Genomic DNA, 19049 nt, shown 5'->3' on the forward strand with positions numbered 1-19049 from the left:
CATACCCCCGCGCCAACCCAGGACCGGTCACATACAACTCACCCGGGACGCCGGACGGCACCGGGGACAACCCGTCGTCCAGGACGAACACCCGGACCTCCGCCACCGGGACCCCGATCGGGACCTGCGCGGTAGTGCCGTCGGCGGCGGTCCGGGGAGCCGTGAGTGGGTCGGTCAGGGTGGTGGCGACCGAGCATTCGGTGGTGCCGTATCCGTTGACCAGCTCACGACCGGCGGACCACCGGCGTACGAGGTCGGGTGGGCAGCTCTCGCCGCCGATGTGTATCCGGCGCAGTTCGGGCAGGGCGGCCTCGGTGCCTGCGGGGAGGGTGGCGAGCACCGGGACGGGCAGGGTGACGTTGCTGATCCGTTCGGCGGCCAGCACGTCGGCGAGCTCCTCGCCGAGGAGCCGGTGTTGTTCGGGGACGACGAGGGTGCCTCCGCCGACGATGGTGGTGAGCAGCTCCCAGACGGCCACGTCGAAGGTGGCGGGCGCCAGTTGCAGCACGCGGGAGCCGACGGTCGTGGCCTGGTGGTGGGTTGCCGTCGCCGCGAGGGCGGCGAAGCCCGTATGCGGGACGCCCACGGGCTTCGGGGTGCCGGTGGAGCCGGAGGTGTGGATGACGTACGCGAGGTGCTGCGGGAGGAGTGGCCTTGCCCGGTCGGTGTCGCGGGGCGCGGAGGCGGGGCAGGCGGCGAGTGCGGGGCCGGTGTCGGGGCCGTCGAGCAGGAGGGGGCGAGCGTCGCCCGGGGGGAGGCGGTGGGCGAGGTCGCTGGGGAGCAGGACGGCCTCGGGGGCGATGTCCCGTAGCAGGTGGGCGAAGCGCTCGGTGGGCTGCTCGGGGTCCAGCGGTACGTACGCGGCTCCGGCCTTCATGATGCCGAGCAGCGCGGCGATGTGTGCGGCGCCTCGGGGCAGGGCGACGGCCACCCGGTCGTCGGGGCCCGCGCCGCCGCCGATGAGCCACCAGGCGATGCGGTTGGCGTGCGCGTCGAGTTCGGCGAACGTCCAGGCGAGGGCGCCCGCGGAGACGGCACACGCCTGCGGGGTTGCCGCGACCCGGGCCTCGAAGATGTCCGGCAGCGTGACCGGGGCGAGTGCCCGCCCCGGGTTCGCGCTTCCGGCGTCGGACCGTCCGCTCGTGTTCGACTCGTCAACGTGTCGCATGATGAATCCTTCTGCCCCTGAGGTCCGAGTGGTGCGCGGTACGGCGGAGTTGTGGTGGGTACGGTGCACGGGGAGTGCGCGATGGCTGGGTGACAGCCGAGCCGGACGGTGGTGCTCAGCCTCGGCCGACGGCCACCGGGAAGGACCTGAGTCCGGCGATGCTCGGGTTCCGGTAGTACTGGAGGGGCCCGTCGGTCCGTTCCAGCACCGGGAACCGCCGCAGCAGCGCGGCGAGCGCGATCCGTATCTCCGTACGGGCCAATGGGGCGCCCAGGCAGTAGTGGACGCCTTGGCCGAATCCGACGTGCTGGTTGTGCTGCCGGTGGATGTCGAAGCGCTCGGGAGCGTCGAACTGCCGCTCGTCGTGGTTGGCCGAGAGCGCGGAGAGCGAGACGAACTGGCCGGCCGGGATGGTGACATCGGCGAGCTGGGTCTCGCGGGTGGTCATCCGCAGGCTGTTCACCACGGCGGGCCGGTAGCGGACCGATTCCTCGATGGCGGCCGGTATCAGGTCGGCGTCCTGTCGTAGGGCGGCCAGCGCATCGGGGTGACGCAGTAGTTCGAAGACGAGACTGGCGAGGGAGCAGGCGGTGGTGACATGTCCGCCGATGAGCAGCAGTTTGCCGAGGTTGACCACGGCGTCCTCGGCGAGTCGTTCGCCGTCCACCTCCGCCGTGGCGAGCCTGCTGAAGAGGTCGTCCTTGGGGGCGGCGCGCCGCGATCGGTAGTGCTCGCGGAGGTAGGCGAGCAGTTCCGCGCCAGCCGCGTCGATGGCCTTGACGAGCTCCTCCCCGGCCAGGTCACCGACCTCGAAGGAGAGAAGCTGGTCGGCCCAGCCGCGCAGCAACTCGCGGTCCTCGAAGGGCAGTCCGATCAGCTCGGCGATCACCATGACCGGCAGCGGGTCGGCCAGGTCGCGGGCCACGTCGATCTCGGCGCGATCGTCGACGGCGTCGAGCAGGCGTTCCACTGTGGCCTCGATCTCGGGGGCGAGACCGGCGACCGTCCGGTTGGTGAACGCCTTGCCGATCACGGCTCGCAGCAGCCGGTGTTTCGGCGGGTCCATCTCGGTGAGTCTGCCTTCGCCCCAGGTGTCGCCCTTGCCCCACTCGGTGGGGTAGGCGCGCCACAGTTCCGAGGAGTATGTGGCGTGGTCCAGGCTGGCCGCGACGACGTCGGCGTAGCGGAGAACGAGCCACGCGCCGGTCGCGGGGTCCTGGTGGACCGGCTGCTCGTCACGCCTGGTGCGGAACCAGTCCTGGAGCGCTTTTCCGTCGTCCTGGGAATAGGGCGGGGGCGCCGCCGATTTCCCCACGGTTGTTTCTGTGTCCGCCTTTTCTGAGCCCACAAAAGATCCCTTCACCCAGCACGATAAGTACAGCGGGACAGGCGACATTCGCATCGAGAGTCGATCATCCGGCTTGCCGGTGTCAAGGTCGCCGAATTTGAACAGCGGTGGTGAACAGGCGGATCCGGAGTTTCTTCAGGGCGGTACGGCGGGAATATTCTCGGATTCCGGCGCCGCTGCTAACGTCGCCCCATGACTCTTCCCGAGAATCGTCCGTTCCGTTTCGGCGTCAATCTCGTCACGCCCGCTGCACGGCGTGCGTGGGCAGAAAAATCCCGCAAGGTCGAGGACCTGGGGTTCGATGTGCTGGGCGTGCCCGACCACTTGGGCGCGCCCCCTCCGTTCCCCGCCCTGGTGGCCGCCGCCGAGGCCACCGAGCGGATCCGGGTAAGCACCTTCGTCCTCAACGCGGCCTTCCACAACCCGGTGCTGCTGGCCCGGGAGGTGGCCGGTAGCGATCTGTTGACCGACGGCCGGCTGGAGGTGGGGCTGGCGGCCGGTTCCATCCGGCAGGGCACCGGTTCCGACGGCGTCCCGTTCCCGTCCCCAAGGGAGCGCGTCGACCGGCTGGAGCACACGGTGAAGGAGCTGCGCGGGCTGATGGTGAACCCCGACCACTCCCCGCAGCCGGTACGGCCGGGCGGGCCGCCGTTGCTGGTGGCGGGGAACGGCGACCGGGTGCTGCGGCTGGCCGCCGAGCATGCCGACATCATCGGCTTCACCGGCATCTTCGCGGGGCGCGGGGAGTTCCCCCAGCTGGCGAGCCCGGAGGAGCTGGACGATCGGGTGGCGCTGGTCCGGGGGCAGTTGGGGGCCAGGGCCGCCGAGGTGGAGCTGAATCTCCTGGTGCAGCAGGTGATCGTGACGGACGATCCGCGTGGCACCGCCGAGGAATGGGCCCGGCATCCGCTGGCGCACTTCACTCCCGAGCAGCTGCTCGCCGCTCCGGCCTGGCTGATCGGGACGGAGCGGGAGATCGCCGATCGGCTGCTGGAGTACCGGGAGCGGTTCGGATTCAGCTACATCGTGGTGCTGGAGCCGTGGCTGGAGGCCTTCGCCCCGGTCGTCGACCTGCTGAAGTGATCGCGCGGACCGGATGTCGGGTGAGCGCGATCACTGCGGACCCGGCTCCGGGCCGTCTTTGCCCGCTTCGAGCTTGTCGGCGGCACGGCTGATCTTCTCCAGCGCCTCTTCCCGGAGTTCCAGTCCGTGCCGGTAGTAGTCGCCCTGGCCCTCGGGGTGGTCGTGCAGGGAGTGGCGGACCGCGAGAAGACCGGGCGGCCGGATCGGCGCGAGACCGGGCAGGGGCCCGTCCACCGCACCGTTGAGCAGATCGACGGTGCGCCAGCCGAAAAAGTAGAAGGCGTCGGTGTACACCGACGCCCAGTCCCATGCCTCAAGGAAACGCCGCCGTTCGTCCGCGGTGGTTTCCCTGTCGTCCTCCGGCGCCCACGAGGTGGAGTCCAGCACCGTGACGATGGATTCCATCAACATGTCCAGCTGCCCGAATCGAGTATGGATCTCCGCCAGTACACCCGGCGATGCGCGCCAGGGGGTTTGCGGCTTGTTCAGCAATCCCGAATAGCGCTTCCACGCGTCCACCACAGGCTCATACACAAGTGACGATTATGGCACGGCCCCGGCGGGGTGCCACAGCGTTCGGTCGGATCATTCCTGTGCGTCGAGGCCGTACCGGGCCATCGGATCCGCGTGCCGGAGTTCGGGGGAGAAGTACGCCTTGAGCCGGGGGCGGCCGGGGCCCGGCCGCCAGGCCACGTAGTTGTGGATGCCGCGGGCCGCGTCGAGCGGACGGTTCGCCACCGCGCGCAGCGCCCGCTCGTACGGCGCGGACGGCCGGCCGCAGGCGGCCAGGGCGTCGTTCATCCGGCGGCGCACCACCTCGTCGTCCGGGGCGTAGGTCCACATCGGCAGATAGACGGTCGCCCCGACGGCGGTGGGGCGGGTGCCGGTGAACGACAGGCAGGTGACCGGCGGTTGGGGGGAGAGGTCGGTGGCCGCCTCGGGGACCATCACACGGCAGAACTCGCGGACCCAGGATGCCTCGAACCCCGGGTACGGTGCCATCAGTTCGGCCAGGCGGTCGGCATCGGTGGCGTAGTGCCGGAAGTACAGCTTGACCCGCGCCTCGGGGGCCGCCGAGAGGTCGAGCGAGAACATCACCGGCCGGTCGAGCCGTTCGCCGCGCGGCATGTGGTCGGCCACAGCGGTCCACGCCGCGCCGAGGCCGACGGCTGCGAGGCCTTGTTCGCACAGCTCCGCGGCCCGGTCGGGACCTCCCACGGCCGGATAGAACCAGACCTTGAACTGGGGATCCCCGTGCTGTCGTACCTCGGCGCCGAACATGGCGACGTGTTCGGTGGCGGGTTTCTCCGGCAGGTACAGGTCGGCGACCTGCGCCCATCGCCGCTCGTCCGCCTCGTGCCGGCGGACCAGGCGGTCCATGGTGGCACGGGCGGAGACGGTCCGGTCGACCGGGCGGTCTCCGGGGCTCAGGGCCTCCACCGCGAACTGGAGGGCGAGATCGTCGTCGAAGCCGACCGCGAACTCCAGCGGCGAGCCGTCGGACGACACGTCGGACTCGGCGAGCTCCGTGGCGGTGGCCGCGCCCCATGAACGGGTCATGTCGCGGAAGGCGTCGGTGCAGACGCCGCCCCGGTCGCCGAAGCCCAGGCCGGTGGCCAGCGCGGCCAGGCGGGCGGCGCCCGCGTCCTGGGCCGACGGGGGCGACTCCATAGCTGTCTCGTTGATCCCGTTCGCGGTCTCCATCGCTGCCGATACTCCTTCGGATCAACCGCAGGTGAGGGGCAGCCGGGAGAGCCCGCGCAGCGTGCCGTTGGGCCGGACCACCGGCTCGCCCGCCGGGCGGACACCGGGGTGCCGCAGCAGGGCGCCGAGCGTCACATGGGCTTCCATGCGGGCCACGTTGAGGCCGAGGCAGGAGTGCGCGCCGCGGCCGAAGCCCAGGTGGTTGTTGGGTTTGCGGTCCAGCCGCAGGGTCTCGGGGTCGGGGAACTGGTCGGGGTCCCGGTTGGCCGCGCCGATCAGCGCGGTCACCACCTGGCCCGCCTTGACGTTCACCCCACCCAGCTCGGTGTCCTCGACGCAGGCGCGGGCCAGCGCCTGGACCGGACCGACGTAACGGATCAGTTCCTCGACGGCGGTGTCGATACCCACCTCGCCGCGGACCAGCTGCTGCCATGCGCCGGGCGTCGTGAGCAGGGCGGCCAGGGCGTTGCCGAGGAAGCGGCTGGGCACCTCGAAGCCGGCGTGGAAGAAGGCGCGTACCGAGTTGACCAGGACGTCATCGGCCTCCACCCCGGACCCGGGCAGCCGCCGCACCACCTCGGGAAGGACCCCGTGCGGGCCGGGGGCGGCGAGCCAGTCGCGCACCAGGCCGTTGAAGTGGGCACGGGCGCGCAGCCCGGGCTCCTCCGCGTCGGGGTCGAGCTGGGCGTCCATGCTGTGGTCGAGGTCGTCGTTGAAGCGGGCGAACGCCTCGTCGGTCCGGGGTGGTTCGACGCCGATGAACCGGGTGATGGCTCGCAGGGTGAACACATCGGCGTAGTCGTGGATGAAGTCGAAGGATTCCCGTCCGGCCAGTCCGTCGAGCAACTGGTCGGCGAACGAGGTGAGTTCCTTGCGCAGGGCGTCGAGGTCCTGTGCGCGTACCGCGTCGAGGGCAAGGTGGCGCAGCGGGGTCTGGTCCGGCGGGTCGAGGGTCTGGAGGCTGAGCAGGGTCGGCGGGGTGGGGATGCCGATCTTCCGGAAGTCGGTGCTGAACCGGCCGGCCTCGCGCAGGACCGCCGTGCAGTCGGAATGCCGGGTCAGCAGCCAGGAGTCGAGGCCGGCGTGCCAGTAGACCGGCTGGGCCTCACGCAGGCGCCGGTAGACGGGGTAGGGGTCGGCGAGGACGGTGGGGTCGAGAGGGCTGAAGAGGGGGTCGGTGTGCTCAGGGGCGGACGATACGGTCACGGCTGTCTCCGGTGTTGGCGCCGACGCTGACAGGCGGCTGTGGGTCCGGTCCGGTCCGCTCGCCCCCGGTCGCCGGAGCGTGTCCGGTGACCGGGCAGCGGCCGATGGCCGGTGGTGGCAGGAAGGCGGGCGAGGACTCGTGGTCGTCGTAGTAGCGGTGGAATACGGGGGTCACGCCGCCGGAGACCGGGGGCACAATCCAGGACCAGTCGGCGGGCACCGTGCGTCCGGCCTTCTCCTCGCGGCGCAGGTGGCGCAGGAACCGCTCCGACTCGGTGTGGTGGTCGGTGATGGTGACGCCGCTCCGCTCGAAGGACCAGAGCACCGCCACGTTCAGTTCGACCAGCGCGCGGTCCTTCCACAGGGTCCGGTCCGTGCTGCGGTCCAGGCCCATCCGGTCGGCGATCTCGGGCAGCAGGTCGTAGCGGTGCTGGTCGACGAGGTTGCGGGCGCCGATCTCGGTTCCCATGTACCAGCCGTTGAAGGGGGCGGCTCCGTACCGTAGGCCGCCGATCTCCAGCACCATGTCGGAGATGACCGGCAGCGCGTGCCAGCGCAGACCGAGTTCGGCGAACCAGGGGTGGTCGGGGTGGTGCAGGGGGACCTCGCGCACGGCGTCGGGCGGGAGGGCGAAGAGACGGGGCCGATCCGTCGGGGTGTGGACGAGCAGCGGCAGCACGTCGAAGCGGGTGCCCGGGCCGCCAGGCCAGCCCAGCGCCCGGATCCGGTCGGTGAGGTCCGCGGAGGCGGGGTCACCGGTGATACGGCTGGCCGGTCCGCGGTAGCCGGCGTACCGGATGAGCTGCGGGTTGTGGATGCGCGGGCCGGCGCCGTCCGGGCCGTCGGCGGCGAAGACGCTGATCATGGGGCGGATCCGGCCACCGTTGTAGGCGAGCCGCAGGTGTTCGACGCACTCGCGGTGGATGTCCTCGGCGCTCCGTACGTGGCGCAGATCCCGCACGACCAGGCTGGGCCAGTACAGTCGGCCGATACAGCGGCTGCTGTTGCGCCAGGCGACCCGGGCGCCGAAGGCGAGTTCCCGGGCGGTGTGCACATAGCTGCCGGACTGGTGGATCTCGCGACGGATCTCCGCCAGGCGGTCGGCGGGCGAGCGCTCGTCAGTGTTCTCCGCGCAGTACAGCCGAATGAATTCCTCGGCGTGTGCGATCAAGCCCGGCATATCGGTTTCTTCGGGCCCTGCCATTCTGAAACCCCCGTCAACAGCGCCGTAGTCCGGCACGTTGGTCGATGCCGGACTACGGCCTGTGGTCTCGTCTCTACTTTCAGTGCAGGTAACGCATATCGCTTCACCTCCCCCGCATAGCCCGATTCCCACGGCACCTCTCTCACCTGCCGAAACTCTCGGCAGTGGTGCAATGAATCACCTTCGGAGAGGCGGGTAATTCGGGCAGTCGTCAATCTATGGTTTTCCCGGAGTGCCGTCAATGAATCACTCGAACACCTGCTGAATGCCGTGCCGGTCGATTCTGCGCATCCACGGATTGGTTTTCGGTGTGCGGCTCAGAGGGTGACCGGGAGGGCGGTGAGGTGCCAGCTGCCGGGGTTGGGCAGCCTCGGCACCTCCTCGGGCGGGACGGCCAGCGCGAGGCCGGGGAACCGGTCCAGCAGTGCGCCGAGCGCCACCTCCGCCTCCACCGAGGCCAGTGTCGCGCCGATGCAGTAGTGGGGGCCGTGGCCGAAGCCGAACTGGACCGCGGTGCCGGCGAGCCGGGTGATGTCGAGTGTGTCCGGGTCGGCGAAGACCCGCGGGTCGCGGTTGGCCGAGGCGATCACCGCCACCACGGAGTCCCCCCGGCTCACCGGCGCGCCGCACAGCTCGAAGTCCTCCAGGGCATAGCGGATGGCGGTCAGCAGCAGCGGGGGCCGCCAGCGCATCAGCTCCTCGACGGCACGCGGCATCAGACCCGGGTCGGCGCGCAGGGCGGCGAGTTGCTCCGGGTGTGAGAGCAGAGCCACCACGGAGTTGGCGATGAAATTCGCAAGGTTGTCCTGACCTGCGAAGACGGTGTGCCACACCATGGTGATCAGCTCGGTGTCGGTGATCTTCTCGGCGGACTCGGCCTGCGCCTGGAGGAGGTCGGATACGAGGTCGTCGCCGGGCTTCTCGCGGCGCAGCGCGACGACCTGCCTGGCCCCCTCGACGGCGTCGCGCAGGGCGTCGTCGTAGGTCGCGCCGGAGCTCATCCGACCGACGTAGGCGCGCCACAGGGGCCGGTCCGCCTCGGGGATGCCCATCACGTCGCCGACGACGAAGGTGGGCAGTGGCCGGGCGAAGTGCTCCAGCAGGTCGACGGCGCCGTCCTCGGCATGGCCGGGCAGGGCGTCGAGCAGCCGCTCGGTGCTCCGCCGGATCATCTCGCGGCGGGCGGCGACGCGGCGGGCGGTGAAGGCCCGCACGGCGAGCTTGCGGAGCCGGCCGTGGTCGGCGCCGTCCATGTGCGACATGGTCAGCATGTACGGCTTGATGTCATCCGGTATGCGCTGGTTCCAGCTGTCGGCGGTCATGGCGAGGCGTGGATCGTTGAGTACGGCCCTGGCGTCGTCATGGCGGGTGACCGCCCATATCGAGCCGAATCCGGGTGCCATCAGCCGCACTATGGGGGACCGCTCCCTGGCCTCACCGTAGGCGGCGATCGGATCTTTCAGCACGCCGGGGTCGATCATGGCGATTTCAGGGATGTCGGTCCGGGCGTTCTCGCTGTTGAGCACGGCAATCCCCCAAGAGATTTCAAACGATTTCCGGTGCGGTGCGGACGATGTTATCCATGGTCCACACCGGCGGCAAATGTTCGAATTCTCCTGGGGGAGCAGCCCGCAGCGCGGGGAAAGAATTCCGCCTTCTACTTATTCGCTCTTGTTGTAGCGCATCAGGCTGAGCGGCACGAACACGACCAGCAGCACCGCGCAGGAGATGAGCGCGGGGCCGACGTCGGCCGCGCCGTCGCCGCTCATCAGGGAGCGGGACGCGGTGACCACGTAGCCGATGGGGTTGATGTCGACGAACGCCTTCAGCCACCCGGGCATGGTGGTCGGCTCGGCGAAGATGTTGCTGGCGAAGGTCAGCAACGACAGCAGCATCATGCCGAGCGCGGAGACGGCCTGCGGGGTGCGCAGCACCAGGCCGAGGAACGTCCAGATCCACGAGACGCAGAATCCGAAGAGGACGGCGAGGAGCACACCGCCGACGACCCCCAGCAGTCCGCCGTCGGGCCGGAAGCCCAGCGCGAGTCCGACCGCGACCACGACCACCGACGAGATCAGATAGCGCACCACGTCGCCGATCAGCGCGCCCGTCAGCGGTGAGGGCCGCCACATCGGCAGTGACTTGAAGCGGTCGAAGATGCCCTGCTGGAGATCGGTGGTGAGCGCCACGCCGGTCTGCGTGGAGATGAACAGCACGCCTTGGACCAGGACTCCGGGCAGCAGGAACTGCAGGTACTCACGGCTGCTTCCGGAGATCGCACCACCGAAGAGGTAGGTGAAGATCAGCATGAACATCACCGGGGTGATGGTCGCGTTGAACATCTGTCCCGGCGAGCGCTTGATCTTCACCAGGGCCCGCCAGCCGAGGGCCAGCGACGTGGACAGGGCGCCGGGGCGCCGCTCGGGGCGAGTGTCCTCGCCGAGGACCCGGCGCAGCCTCTCGTCCGCCTCGGTGGGCAGCGTGGCGGTCGTCATCGGGTCTCCTCGGTCGTCGGAGCGGTCGTACCGGCGCGGCGGCCCTTGGGGCGGCTCGCCTTGGCGTCTCGGCGGCCGGGTCCGCCGTCCTTGGAGCCCGGCTTGCGGCCGGGGCGGCGAGCCGGGGGGACCTCGGACACCGCGGGGCGCCCGGTCAGGGCGAGGAACACCTCGTCCAGGCTGGGGCGGTCCATGGAGAAGTCGTCCACCTCGATGGTCTGGGTGAGTTCACCCAGTGCGCGTGCCACACTCCGCGGATCGGTGCCGCGTACGGTGAGTTCGGTCCGGCCGGTGATCTCGGCGGACGCCCCCAGGGCGCCGGCCAGGATGCGGTTCGCCTCGGGCAGGTCGCGCGGGTCCCGCAGCTCGACGCGGAGGGAGCCGCGTCCCACCGACCGCTTCAACTCGTCCGGGGTGCCCTCGGCGACGAGCTTTCCGTGGTCGATCACCGCGACGCGCTGCGCCAACTGGTCGGCCTCTTCCAGGTACTGGGTGGTCAGCAGGACGGTCGTACCCCGCCGGACGGTGGCCCGGATGATGTCCCAGACCTCGTTGCGGCTGCGCGGGTCGAGTCCCGTGGTCGGCTCGTCCAGGAACATCAACTGGGGCCGCACGATGAGCCCGGCGGCCACGTCGAGCCGGCGGCGCATCCCTCCGCTGTATCCCCGGGCCGGGCGCTCCGCCGCCTCGACCAGGTCGAACGCCTCCAGCAGGTCACGGGCCCGTTCCCGGGCGGCCGCCGGGCGGTAGCCGTGCAGCCGGGCGAGGAGCACCAGGTTCTCCACGCCCGTGAGGTCGTTGTCCACGCTGGCGAACTGGCCGGTCAGGCTGATCCGCTCCCGCACCCGGTTCGCCTCGCGGACCACGTCGTGGCCGAAGACCCGCGCGCTGCCGGAGTCGGGGGCGAGGAGCGTCGCCAGGATGCGCAGGGTCGTGGTCTTGCCCGCGCCGTTGGGTCCGAGGACCCCGTAGACGGCGCCGGCCGGGACGGACAGATCGAGGCCGTCGACGGCTTTGGTCGCCCCGAAGGACTTGACCACGCCGGTGGTCTCCACCGCGAGTTCAGTGTTCACATTCACCCTTGAGTTCGCTTGCGGCTGGGGCCGTGGGGCCGGCCGGTGAGGTCGTGCCCGGGCTGTGGACGCCGCGTCCGGCCCTCTTCTGCGCCGCCTGGGGGGACCGGAGTCCGAGACCGTAGGCGATGTCCTGCCACGTCAGCCCGAGGTCCCTGGCGACGAACAGCAGGCTCGCCTCCAGTACGTCCAGGTCGGCACGGGCTCGCGGGAGCAGCGTCAGGGCTGCCATGACGTCGGCCCGGTCTATCTCGGCCGCACCGCCATCCCGCCCGGCCCCTCCGGCCCAGGAGGCGATGAGGTGGACGGCCTCCTGGGCCGTCGGACGACGCGCCGGATCCGGCGCGTCGGTGCCGGCCGCCCGCTCGGCCACGTGACGCAGCGCCACATGCTCCCGGCGGGCGCGGGCGTGGTCGGGGTCCTCGGGGCGGTTCAGGGCGTCGGGGCCCTCCGCATGATCGATCATGGGAGGATACTGACGACATCAACTGCTGGTTGTCAACTATCGGTTGAAGTCAGGGGTGACGTGTCGGACGCTTCCTCCTCAGCCGAACGAGGCCCGACGGGCGGTGTCCGCCGTATCGGCGGGGACGAACTGCCGCGCTGCGGCCAGGAACGCGTCGTTCTCGGCGTCCGCACCGACCGTCACCCGCACCCCCTCGCCGGGGAACGCCTTGACCAGGATCCGTTGCCCCCGGCAGTGCGCCGCGAAGGGTACCGCGATCGAACCGAGCGGCAGCCACAGGAAGTTGGCACTGCTGACCGGCACGTTCCAGCCGCCGTCGAGCAGTGCTGTCCGCATCCGCTCCCGCTCCCGCACGAGGTGCCCGCAGCGGTTGCGTACCTCCTGCTCGCACTCCAGTGCCGCGAGCGCGGCGCGCTGCGCCAGGGTGGCGACCGCGTACGGGACCGCGACCCGGCCCAGCAGTTCCGCCACCGGGGTGGCGGACAGGCAGTAGCCGACCCGCAGCCCGGCCAGTCCGTACGCCTTGGAGAAGGTGCGCAGCGCGACCACGTTGGTCCAGCCCTGCCCCAGCAGCTCACGCACCAGACCGAATCCGTCGAGCGGGTCGGCGTCCCCCGTGGTGAATTCCGCGTACGCCTCGTCCAGGACGATCAGGACGTCCGGCGGGACCTCGGAGAGGAACCGCTCCACGTCGGTGCGGGTCACCGCCGCCCCGGTCGGGTTGTTCGGCGAGCACACGAAGACCAGCCGGCTTCGGTCGGTGACGGCCGCGGCCATGGCGGGCAGGTCGACGGCGTGCTCGGCGGTGAGCGGGACCTTCCGCACCACGGCACCCGCCGTGCGGGCGATGGCGGGATAGACCTCGAAAGAACGCCAGGGGATGACCACTTCGTCTCCCGGCCCACAGGTGATCTGGATCAGCCGCACGCACAGGTCCACCGAACCGGCGCCGAGCGTGAGGCCGGCGGAGGGCACCCCGTACCGCTCGGCGAGTCGGGTCGTGAGGTCGACGGACGCGTTGTCGGGGTAGCGGTTCAGCTCTCCGGCGGCGGATATCGCGGCAGAGATGGCGGCGGGCGGCGGGAACGGCGATTCGTTGCAGTCCAGGCCGATCATCCCGGCCTCGGCGGCCCGCCCCCGGAACAGCGGCAGGCCGTCCAGATCAGGCCGGACCCGCGGGCGGGGCAGGGCAGCACGTTCCGCGCGGGCCGGACCCATCACTCGGCTCGGCGGACCGTGTCGCCGGCCGCCGCGCTCATCGCGTCCACCAAGCTCTTGGGCCGCATGTCCGTCCAGTGCCGGTCGATGTACTCGAGGCACGCGCTCCTCTCCGCCTCGCCGAACACCGAGTGCCAGCCATCGGGAATGTCGATGATCACCGGCCACAGCGAATACTGCAGTTCGCCGTTGACCAATACGACGTACGACGCGTTTTCATCCTCGAACGGATTCGACATCGTTTCTCCGATTCCTTTCCCTGCATTCTCACGTCATGAAATGTGACGTTTTCGGTGACGCCGGAAAGCGTCTCACGGGCGATGCGGCACAACAAGGCTTCGTTGGACGAGTTCCAGCAGCTCGGCAGCGTTCTCATTCAGGAAGAAGTGACCACCGGGAAAGACCCGGAAATCGAATGCCGCGTCGGTGTGCGGCTGCCAGCCGGCGGTGTGCTCCGGCCCGGCCCTGGGGTCGTCGCGGCCGACGAGCACGGTGAGCGGCGCCCTGACGCGGTCTTCGGGTGCCGAGCGGTAGGCAGCCAGTGCCCGGTAGTCGTCGCGCAGCGCGGGCAAGGCGGACCGCAGCCCCTCCTCGTCGGAGACGAGCTGGTCCCCGGTCCCGCCCAGCGCGCGCAGATCGGCGATGATCCCTTCGTCGCTCCACCGCTCAGGCCGGACTTCCGACGCCGGGCGGGACGGAGCCCGACTGCCCGACGCGAAGAGGTGGCTGACGGCCACCGGCCGCTCCGCCTCCAGCAGCCGTACGGTCTCGAACGCGACCAGCGCGCCCATGCTGTGCCCGAGGACGGCGGTCGGCAGGTGCCGCTCGGCCAGCAGGGCATCGGCCGCGCCGCGCGCCAGACCGCGGATGTCGGTGACGGCCGGCTCCGTGCGACGCCACTGGCGTCCCGGGTACTGGACGGCTACCACCTCCAGACCGGGCGGCGCGGCCCGCACCAGCGGGAAGACGGCGCCGGCCGAACCGCCGGCGTGCGGGAAGCAGACCAGTCGGAATCGCTTGTCCCGGCCCGGATTGAAGGACATCGTCCAGCGGCCCGCTTCAGTGGTCATGGCCGGCCTCCGACGCGTCGTCGATTCGGTGGTCGGCGTGTGCACTACCGGCCTTTCGGAGGCTCGCCCCGGTCGCTTTCCCGCCGTTTTCCGGTTCCTCCGACCAGTCGGGGCGCTCCTTTCGCAGGTGATCTGCCAGCGCGCTGGGGGTCGGGAAGTCGAAGATGAGCGTGGCCAGCAGCGGAATACCGGTCGCCGCGGCAATGCGGTTACGCAGTTCGATCGCCCCGAGCGAGTCGAATCCGAGTTGCGGGAAGAGCGCGTCGGGTGCGACAGCCTCCGGCGAGTCGTGTCCGAGTACGGAGGCGGCTTCGGCTCGTACCAGTTCGAGCAGCGACCCGCGCCGCTCGGGGGTGGCCGACCGGGCGGTGCCCCCACCGTTGCCGGTGTCGGCCGCTGCCGTGGCGCCGTTCGCGCGGGCAGGTGGCCGGGGCGCGTCGAGGCGGGCCGCGACGACGGCCGGTACGCCGTGGGCGAGCGCCTCGTCGAGGAGGGCCAGGCCGCGTTCCGCCGACAGAGCGAGGATGCCCTGTCGGGCGAGCCGTTCGTGGTCCTGGGCACGCAGCCGCCCCGTGATGCCGCTCGCCGGCTCCCACAGCCCCCAGGCGATCGACAGGGCGGGGAGCGACCGGGCCCGGCGATGCTCGGCCAAGGCGTCCAGGAAGGCGTTGGCCGCGGCGTAGTTGCCCTGGCCCGCCGAGCCGGTCACCCCGGCGACCGAGGAGAACAGGACGAAGGACGACAGGCCGAGGTCCGCGGTCAGTTCGTGCAGGTTGAGCGCGGCCACCGCCTTGCCCCGGACCACATCCGTCACGTCGTCCCGGGTCAGCGAGCCGATCGCCGCGTCCTGGGTCGAGCCTGCGGCGTGCACCACCGAACCGATCCGGATGCCCCGCTCGGCCAGCCCGGCCAGGAGTGCGGCGAGCGCCGCGCGGTCTCCCGCGTCACACGCCGCGACGGTGACGCGCGCTCCCAGTCCGCGTAGTTCGGCGGCCAGTGCGGCGCTGCCGGGGGTCGCGGGGCCCCGCCGGCCGGTCAGCACCAGGTCGCGCACCCCGTGGCGCGTCACGAGGTACCGGGCGACGAGCCCGCCCAGCGTGCCCAGACCGCCGCTGACCAGTACCGCGCGGTCGGTCTCGAAGTCCCGGACGGTGAGGACCACTTTGCCCACGTGGCGCGCTTCCGCCACATACCGGAAGGCGGCCGGAGCGTCGCGGAGGTGGCGCAGGGTGACCGGCGGCGGGGTCAGTGTCCCGTCCTCGAAGAGCCGCAGCAGCTCGGCGAGCATCCGCCGGATACCGTCGGGCCCGGCCTGCCGGATGTCGAAGGCGGTGTAGGCGGCGCCGCCGTGCGCGGCGGCCACCTCGCCGGGGTCGCGCTGGTCCGTCTTCCCCATCTCCAGGAACCGTCCGCCCCGGGCCAGGGTTCGCAGGGACGCGTCGGTGAGCGGGCCGGCCAGCGAGTTCAGCACCACGTCCATGCCCGCGCCTCGGGACGCGGCGCAGAAGGCGCTCTCGAACGCGTCGTCCCGGGACGAGGCGATGTGGTCGGCGTCGAATCCCGCGGACCGCAGCACCGGCCACTTCGCCGGACTCGCGGTGGCGAAGACCTCGGCACCCACGTGCCGGGCGAGCTGCCGGGCGGCGAAGCCGACCGCACCGGTCGCCGTGTGCACGAGGACCCGCTCCCCCGCTCGCAGCCGCCCCAGCTCCACCAGCCCGTAGTAGGCGGTGAGGTAGGCCACCGGTACGGCGGCGGCCTCGGCGAGGGACCAGTGTGCCGGGACCGGGGCGAGCAGTCGCTCGTCGGTCACCGAGACCGGTCCGATCCCGTCGAACAGGCCCATCACACGGTCTCCCGCACGCAGCCCGCCGACGCCGGGGCCGGTCTCCACGACCACGCCCGCGCCCTCCACGCTCTGCTGCCCCTCGCCGTCGGGCACGCCGGCCCGGGGCTCGACGACACCCAAGGTAAGCAGCACATCGCGGAAGTTGACGCCGGCGGTGTGCAGCGCCACCCGCACCTGGCCCTCGCGGAGGGGTGCGTCGGCTTCCGGCCAGTCCACCAGAGCCAGGTCGCCGGGGGTTCCCCGGCCGACGAAGTCCAGCCGCCAAGCTCCCTCTCCGGCCGGTACGTCGAGCAGCCGGCCGGTAAGGGGAACCGGCTCCGGGGTGAGCCACGCCCCCTGCCGCAGAGCGACCTGGGAGAGGCGGGACGCAATGGCGCGCCCCAGCGACCGGGCCGACTCCCGGCTCGTGTCGAGGTCCACCAGCTGTACCCGCCCCGGCTCCTCCTGCTGCGCACAGCGGGCCAGCCCCCAGACGGCAGCCGCCGCCGGGTCCCGGGCCGGATCGTCCTCGCCGGTGCCGACCGCGTGGCGCGTCACCACGACGATCCTGCACCGCGCGAGCGCTGGTTCGGCGAGCACCTCCTGGACGACGGCCAGGACGCCGGCGACCACCTCGCCGACCTCGCCCATCGCGCCTGCGGGGCAGGGGACCACCACCGTGTCGGGGACTGCGCCCTGCCGGACCAGCTGCGCGACGTCGGAGCAGTGCTCGGCGTCCAGGGAGCGCAGAGCGTCGGACGCCGGATGCGTCGCGGTGCCGCCCGGACCGATCAGCACGAACCGCTCGGGCTCCACCTCGCGTTCGGGCCGCTCGTCATCGGAGAGCCGGTCGGTCGCCGTCCATCTCAGCTGCCGCAGCCGGCTGTCGTCCGCCGGTGCGGGCGAGCGCAGGCTCAGCCCCTCGACCGACAGGACCGGATTGCCGTCCGTGTCGGACAACTCCACCGCGACCTCGTCCTCTCCCACCGGTGTCAGCCGCACCCTCAGCCGCTTGGTGTTCGCGGCCGCGTGATGGGTCATGCCTCGCCAGGTGAAGGGGACACGGAGGGCGCGCGCGCCCGCCTTGCCCGCGAGGCCGTGGAGTTCGACGGGGTGCAGGGCCGCGTCGAGCAGGGCGGGGTGCAGGCCGAAGAGCGAGGTCTGCGAGGCGATGGCGGCGGGCGGTTCGAGCTCGGCGCAGATGCCGTCGGCCGTACGCCACAGGGCGCGGAGCCCACGGAACGCGGGACCGTAGGAGAGCCCGCGGGCGGCGAGGGCGGCGTAGTCCCTCTCGTGGTGCAGCGGGAGCGGCTCCGCATCGGCCGGCGGCCACAGGGCCGGCGGGACCGGGACGGTCGTGCCGGACGGAGCGGTGGCCAGTATGCCGGTGGCCGTGGTCCTCCAGTCGGTATCGACGGCGTCCGGCGTCCGCGCGTGGACGGCCAGGAGGCGACGGCCCGAAGCGTCCGCGGCGCCTGCCACCAACCGGAGTTCGACCGCCCCGTCGGACAGGACGAGCGGGCTCTCCAGGACCAGTTCCTCCACCCGGGCGCAGCCCGCGTCCCGTGCCACCTGGCAGGCCAGTTCGGCGAGCACGGCCCCCGGCACCAGGCCGCGTCCGGCCACGACGTGTTCGGTCAGCCAGGGAAGCCGCGCCGGGTCGAGGTAGCCGGACCACACCAGCTCGCCGGAGCCGGGCAGATCCAGCGGTCCGCTCAGTACGGGGTGGTTTCCCGCACGCGGACCGACCGGTCCCGTCGCCGCGGCCGGGTGCCCGTCTCCGGGTTCGGTCGGGTTGAGCCAGTACCGCCGGCGCTCGAAGGGGTAGGTCGGCAGCGTGGTCAGTTCGCCGCCCCAGGCGGCTGCCGCAGCGGGCCAATCCACGTCGAGCCCGGCGGTGAAGCCCGCCGCGAGCCCGTCGGCCACGGCCCGCGCCTCGTCGCGGCCACCGCGCAGGAGCGGGACGACCGCGGGACGGCCCGGCGCCCCGTCCGCGTGCCGGTCCTCGGTGGGACCGGTGAGCACGGCCGACGCCATGGACGACAGTGTGCTGTCGGGGCCGATCTCCACGAAGTGCCGGCCCCCTTCAGCGCGGGCCGCGGCGATGCCTTCCGCGAAGCGGACCGGGCGCCGTATGTGCTCCGCCCAGTAGTCCGGGGACATCACCTCCGCCGCCTCCGCCAGCCGGCCCGTCACGTTCGAGACGATCGGCAGCACCGGTCGCCGGTACGTCAGCCCCTGCGCGATCGTCCTGAACTCGTCCAGGACCGGTGCCATCAACGGCGAGTGGAACGCGTGGCTGACGGTGAGCGCGGTGGTCCGGTGACCGGCGGCGCGCAGCTGCTCGACCACGGAAGAGACCGCCTGGCTCGCGCCGGAGACGACCACCGACCGGGGACCGTTGACCGCGGCGATACCCACCTCGTCCGCCAGGTCCGCGAGCAGCGGTTCCACGTCCGCCAGACCCGCCCGTACGGCGACCATGGCGCCGCCGGCCGGCAGTGACTGCATCAACCGCCCGCGGGCCGCGACCAGTCGGGCCACGTCCGGCAGCGAGAGGACACCGGCGACATGGGCAGCGACCAGTTCGCCGACGGAGTGCCCCAGCACGATGTCCGGCCGGACTCCCCAGGACCGCACGAGCTGGGACAGCGCGAACTCGGTGGCGAAGAGCGCGGGCTGGGTGAAGCCGGTCCGGTGCAGTGCCGCCGCCTCGGCGACCGCCGGATGCGCGAAGACGACGGAGGCCAAGGGCCGGTCCAGATATGGGGCGAACGCGGAGCACGCCTCGTCGAAGGCTTCCGCGTACACCGGGAACCGCTCGTACAGCTGTTGGCCCATGCCGAGTCGTTGCGTACCCTGCCCGGCGAACATGAAGACCCGGCGTTCCTCCGCCGGACTCACCACGCCCTGGGAGACGCCGGTCGCGGCGCGCCCCTCGGCCAGGGCGGCGAGACCGGTACGCAGTCCCGCCTCACCCTCGCCGACGACGGCGGCGCGGTGGCCGAACCCGGACTGGACGCGGGCGGCGGTGTAGGTGACGGCGGCCGGATCGGGGGAGCCGGTCGATCCGGACGGCGCGCTGAGCAGTTCGTGGAGTCGGCGGGCTTGGGCGCGTAGCGCCGTCGCTGTCTTCGCGGACAACACCAACGGCAACACCCCGCCCACCGAACCGAGTTCGACCGA

15 protein-coding genes are annotated in these 19049 nt (G+C 71.6%); 1 reads left to right on the forward strand and 14 read right to left on the reverse strand.

Annotated elements, in window-relative coordinates; all coding sequences use genetic code 11:
* On the reverse strand, positions 1-1168 hold a 1168-nt coding region (locus tag ABZ154_RS32535), incomplete at its 3' end, for an AMP-binding protein (RefSeq protein WP_356837958.1).
* Between the two features lie 115 nt (positions 1169-1283).
* Positions 1284-2483, reverse strand: a complete 1200-nt coding sequence (locus tag ABZ154_RS32540) for a cytochrome P450 (RefSeq protein WP_356837959.1) — start codon at positions 2481-2483, stop codon at positions 1284-1286.
* Positions 2484-2708: 225 nt separating this feature from the next.
* Here ABZ154_RS32540 and ABZ154_RS32545 point away from each other — a divergent pair, with 225 nt between their 5' ends.
* Complete coding sequence (locus ABZ154_RS32545; protein WP_356837960.1) at positions 2709-3599, forward strand: LLM class F420-dependent oxidoreductase; 891 nt, start codon at positions 2709-2711, stop codon at positions 3597-3599.
* A gap of 30 nt (positions 3600-3629) precedes the next feature.
* Here ABZ154_RS32545 and ABZ154_RS32550 read toward each other — a convergent pair whose 3' ends face one another.
* The 12 genes from ABZ154_RS32550 to ABZ154_RS32605 all read right to left on the reverse strand — a co-directional run bounded on the left by ABZ154_RS32550 (position 3630) and on the right by ABZ154_RS32605 (position 19007).
* Positions 3630-4118 carry a hypothetical protein gene (locus ABZ154_RS32550; RefSeq protein ID WP_356837961.1) on the reverse strand — a complete coding sequence of 163 codons (489 nt, stop codon included), beginning with the start codon at positions 4116-4118 and terminating at the stop codon, positions 3630-3632.
* Between the two features lie 66 nt (positions 4119-4184).
* Positions 4185-5303 carry a tryptophan dimethylallyltransferase family protein gene (locus ABZ154_RS32555; protein ID WP_356837962.1) on the reverse strand — a complete coding sequence of 373 codons (1119 nt, stop codon included), beginning with the start codon at positions 5301-5303 and terminating at the stop codon, positions 4185-4187.
* 21 nt (positions 5304-5324) lie between these two features.
* Positions 5325-6509 (reverse strand): cytochrome P450, encoded by a 1185-nt coding sequence (locus ABZ154_RS32560; RefSeq protein ID WP_356837963.1) that lies wholly within the window; start codon positions 6507-6509, stop codon positions 5325-5327.
* The gene (locus ABZ154_RS32565) at positions 6487-7689 is read right to left on the reverse strand and encodes a nitric oxide synthase oxygenase (protein ID WP_356837964.1); all 1203 of its coding nucleotides are present in this window, start codon (positions 7687-7689) and stop codon (positions 6487-6489) included. Before ABZ154_RS32565 ends, ABZ154_RS32560 begins: the two co-directional genes overlap by 23 nt.
* Positions 7690-8030: 341 nt before the next feature.
* Complete coding sequence (locus tag ABZ154_RS32570) at positions 8031-9239, reverse strand: cytochrome P450 (protein WP_356837965.1); 1209 nt, start codon at positions 9237-9239, stop codon at positions 8031-8033.
* Between the two features lie 135 nt (positions 9240-9374).
* On the reverse strand, positions 9375-10208 hold the full coding sequence (locus tag ABZ154_RS32575; RefSeq protein WP_356837966.1) for an ABC transporter permease: 834 nt from the start codon (positions 10206-10208) through the stop codon (positions 9375-9377).
* On the reverse strand, positions 10205-11281 hold the full coding sequence (locus ABZ154_RS32580; RefSeq protein WP_356837967.1) for an ATP-binding cassette domain-containing protein: 1077 nt from the start codon (positions 11279-11281) through the stop codon (positions 10205-10207). Before ABZ154_RS32580 ends, ABZ154_RS32575 begins: the two co-directional genes overlap by 4 nt.
* Complete coding sequence (locus ABZ154_RS32585) at positions 11271-11747, reverse strand: DNA-binding protein (protein ID WP_356837968.1); 477 nt, start codon at positions 11745-11747, stop codon at positions 11271-11273. The genes ABZ154_RS32580 and ABZ154_RS32585 overlap by 11 nt, the downstream gene beginning before the upstream one ends.
* A gap of 78 nt (positions 11748-11825) precedes the next feature.
* A complete protein-coding gene (locus ABZ154_RS32590; RefSeq protein ID WP_356837969.1) occupies positions 11826-12965 on the reverse strand; it encodes a histidinol-phosphate transaminase in 1140 nt (379 codons plus the stop codon).
* Entirely contained in the window at positions 12965-13204 is a 240-nt protein-coding gene (locus tag ABZ154_RS32595; protein WP_356837970.1) for an MbtH family protein, read from the reverse strand. Before ABZ154_RS32595 ends, ABZ154_RS32590 begins: the two co-directional genes overlap by 1 nt.
* A gap of 72 nt (positions 13205-13276) precedes the next feature.
* A complete protein-coding gene (locus ABZ154_RS32600; RefSeq protein ID WP_356837971.1) occupies positions 13277-14035 on the reverse strand; it encodes an alpha/beta fold hydrolase in 759 nt (252 codons plus the stop codon).
* On the reverse strand, positions 14025-19007 hold the full coding sequence (locus ABZ154_RS32605; protein ID WP_356837972.1) for an SDR family NAD(P)-dependent oxidoreductase: 4983 nt from the start codon (positions 19005-19007) through the stop codon (positions 14025-14027). Before ABZ154_RS32605 ends, ABZ154_RS32600 begins: the two co-directional genes overlap by 11 nt.
* Positions 19008-19049 lie beyond the last annotated feature (42 nt).

Origin of the sequence: Streptomyces sp. NPDC006261, from assembly GCF_040613515.1 — a bacterium.
In the GTDB taxonomy this organism is placed as follows: Bacteria; Actinomycetota; Actinomycetes; order Streptomycetales; family Streptomycetaceae; genus Streptomyces.

Coding starts and splice junctions, on each gene's coding strand:
- ABZ154_RS32545 (WP_356837960.1), top strand. CDS start 2,709: ATGACTCTTCCCGAGAATCGTCCGTTCCGTTTCGGCGTCAATCTCGTC.
- ABZ154_RS32555 (WP_356837962.1), bottom strand. CDS start 5,303: ATGGAGACCGCGAACGGGATCAACGAGACAGCTATGGAGTCGCCCCCG.
- ABZ154_RS32565 (WP_356837964.1), bottom strand. CDS start 7,689: ATGCCGGGCTTGATCGCACACGCCGAGGAATTCATTCGGCTGTACTGC.
- ABZ154_RS32575 (WP_356837966.1), bottom strand. CDS start 10,208: ATGACGACCGCCACGCTGCCCACCGAGGCGGACGAGAGGCTGCGCCGG.
- ABZ154_RS32585 (WP_356837968.1), bottom strand. CDS start 11,747: ATGATCGATCATGCGGAGGGCCCCGACGCCCTGAACCGCCCCGAGGAC.
- ABZ154_RS32590 (WP_356837969.1), bottom strand. CDS start 12,965: ATGGGTCCGGCCCGCGCGGAACGTGCTGCCCTGCCCCGCCCGCGGGTC.
- ABZ154_RS32595 (WP_356837970.1), bottom strand. CDS start 13,204: ATGTCGAATCCGTTCGAGGATGAAAACGCGTCGTACGTCGTATTGGTC.
- ABZ154_RS32600 (WP_356837971.1), bottom strand. CDS start 14,035: ATGACCACTGAAGCGGGCCGCTGGACGATGTCCTTCAATCCGGGCCGG.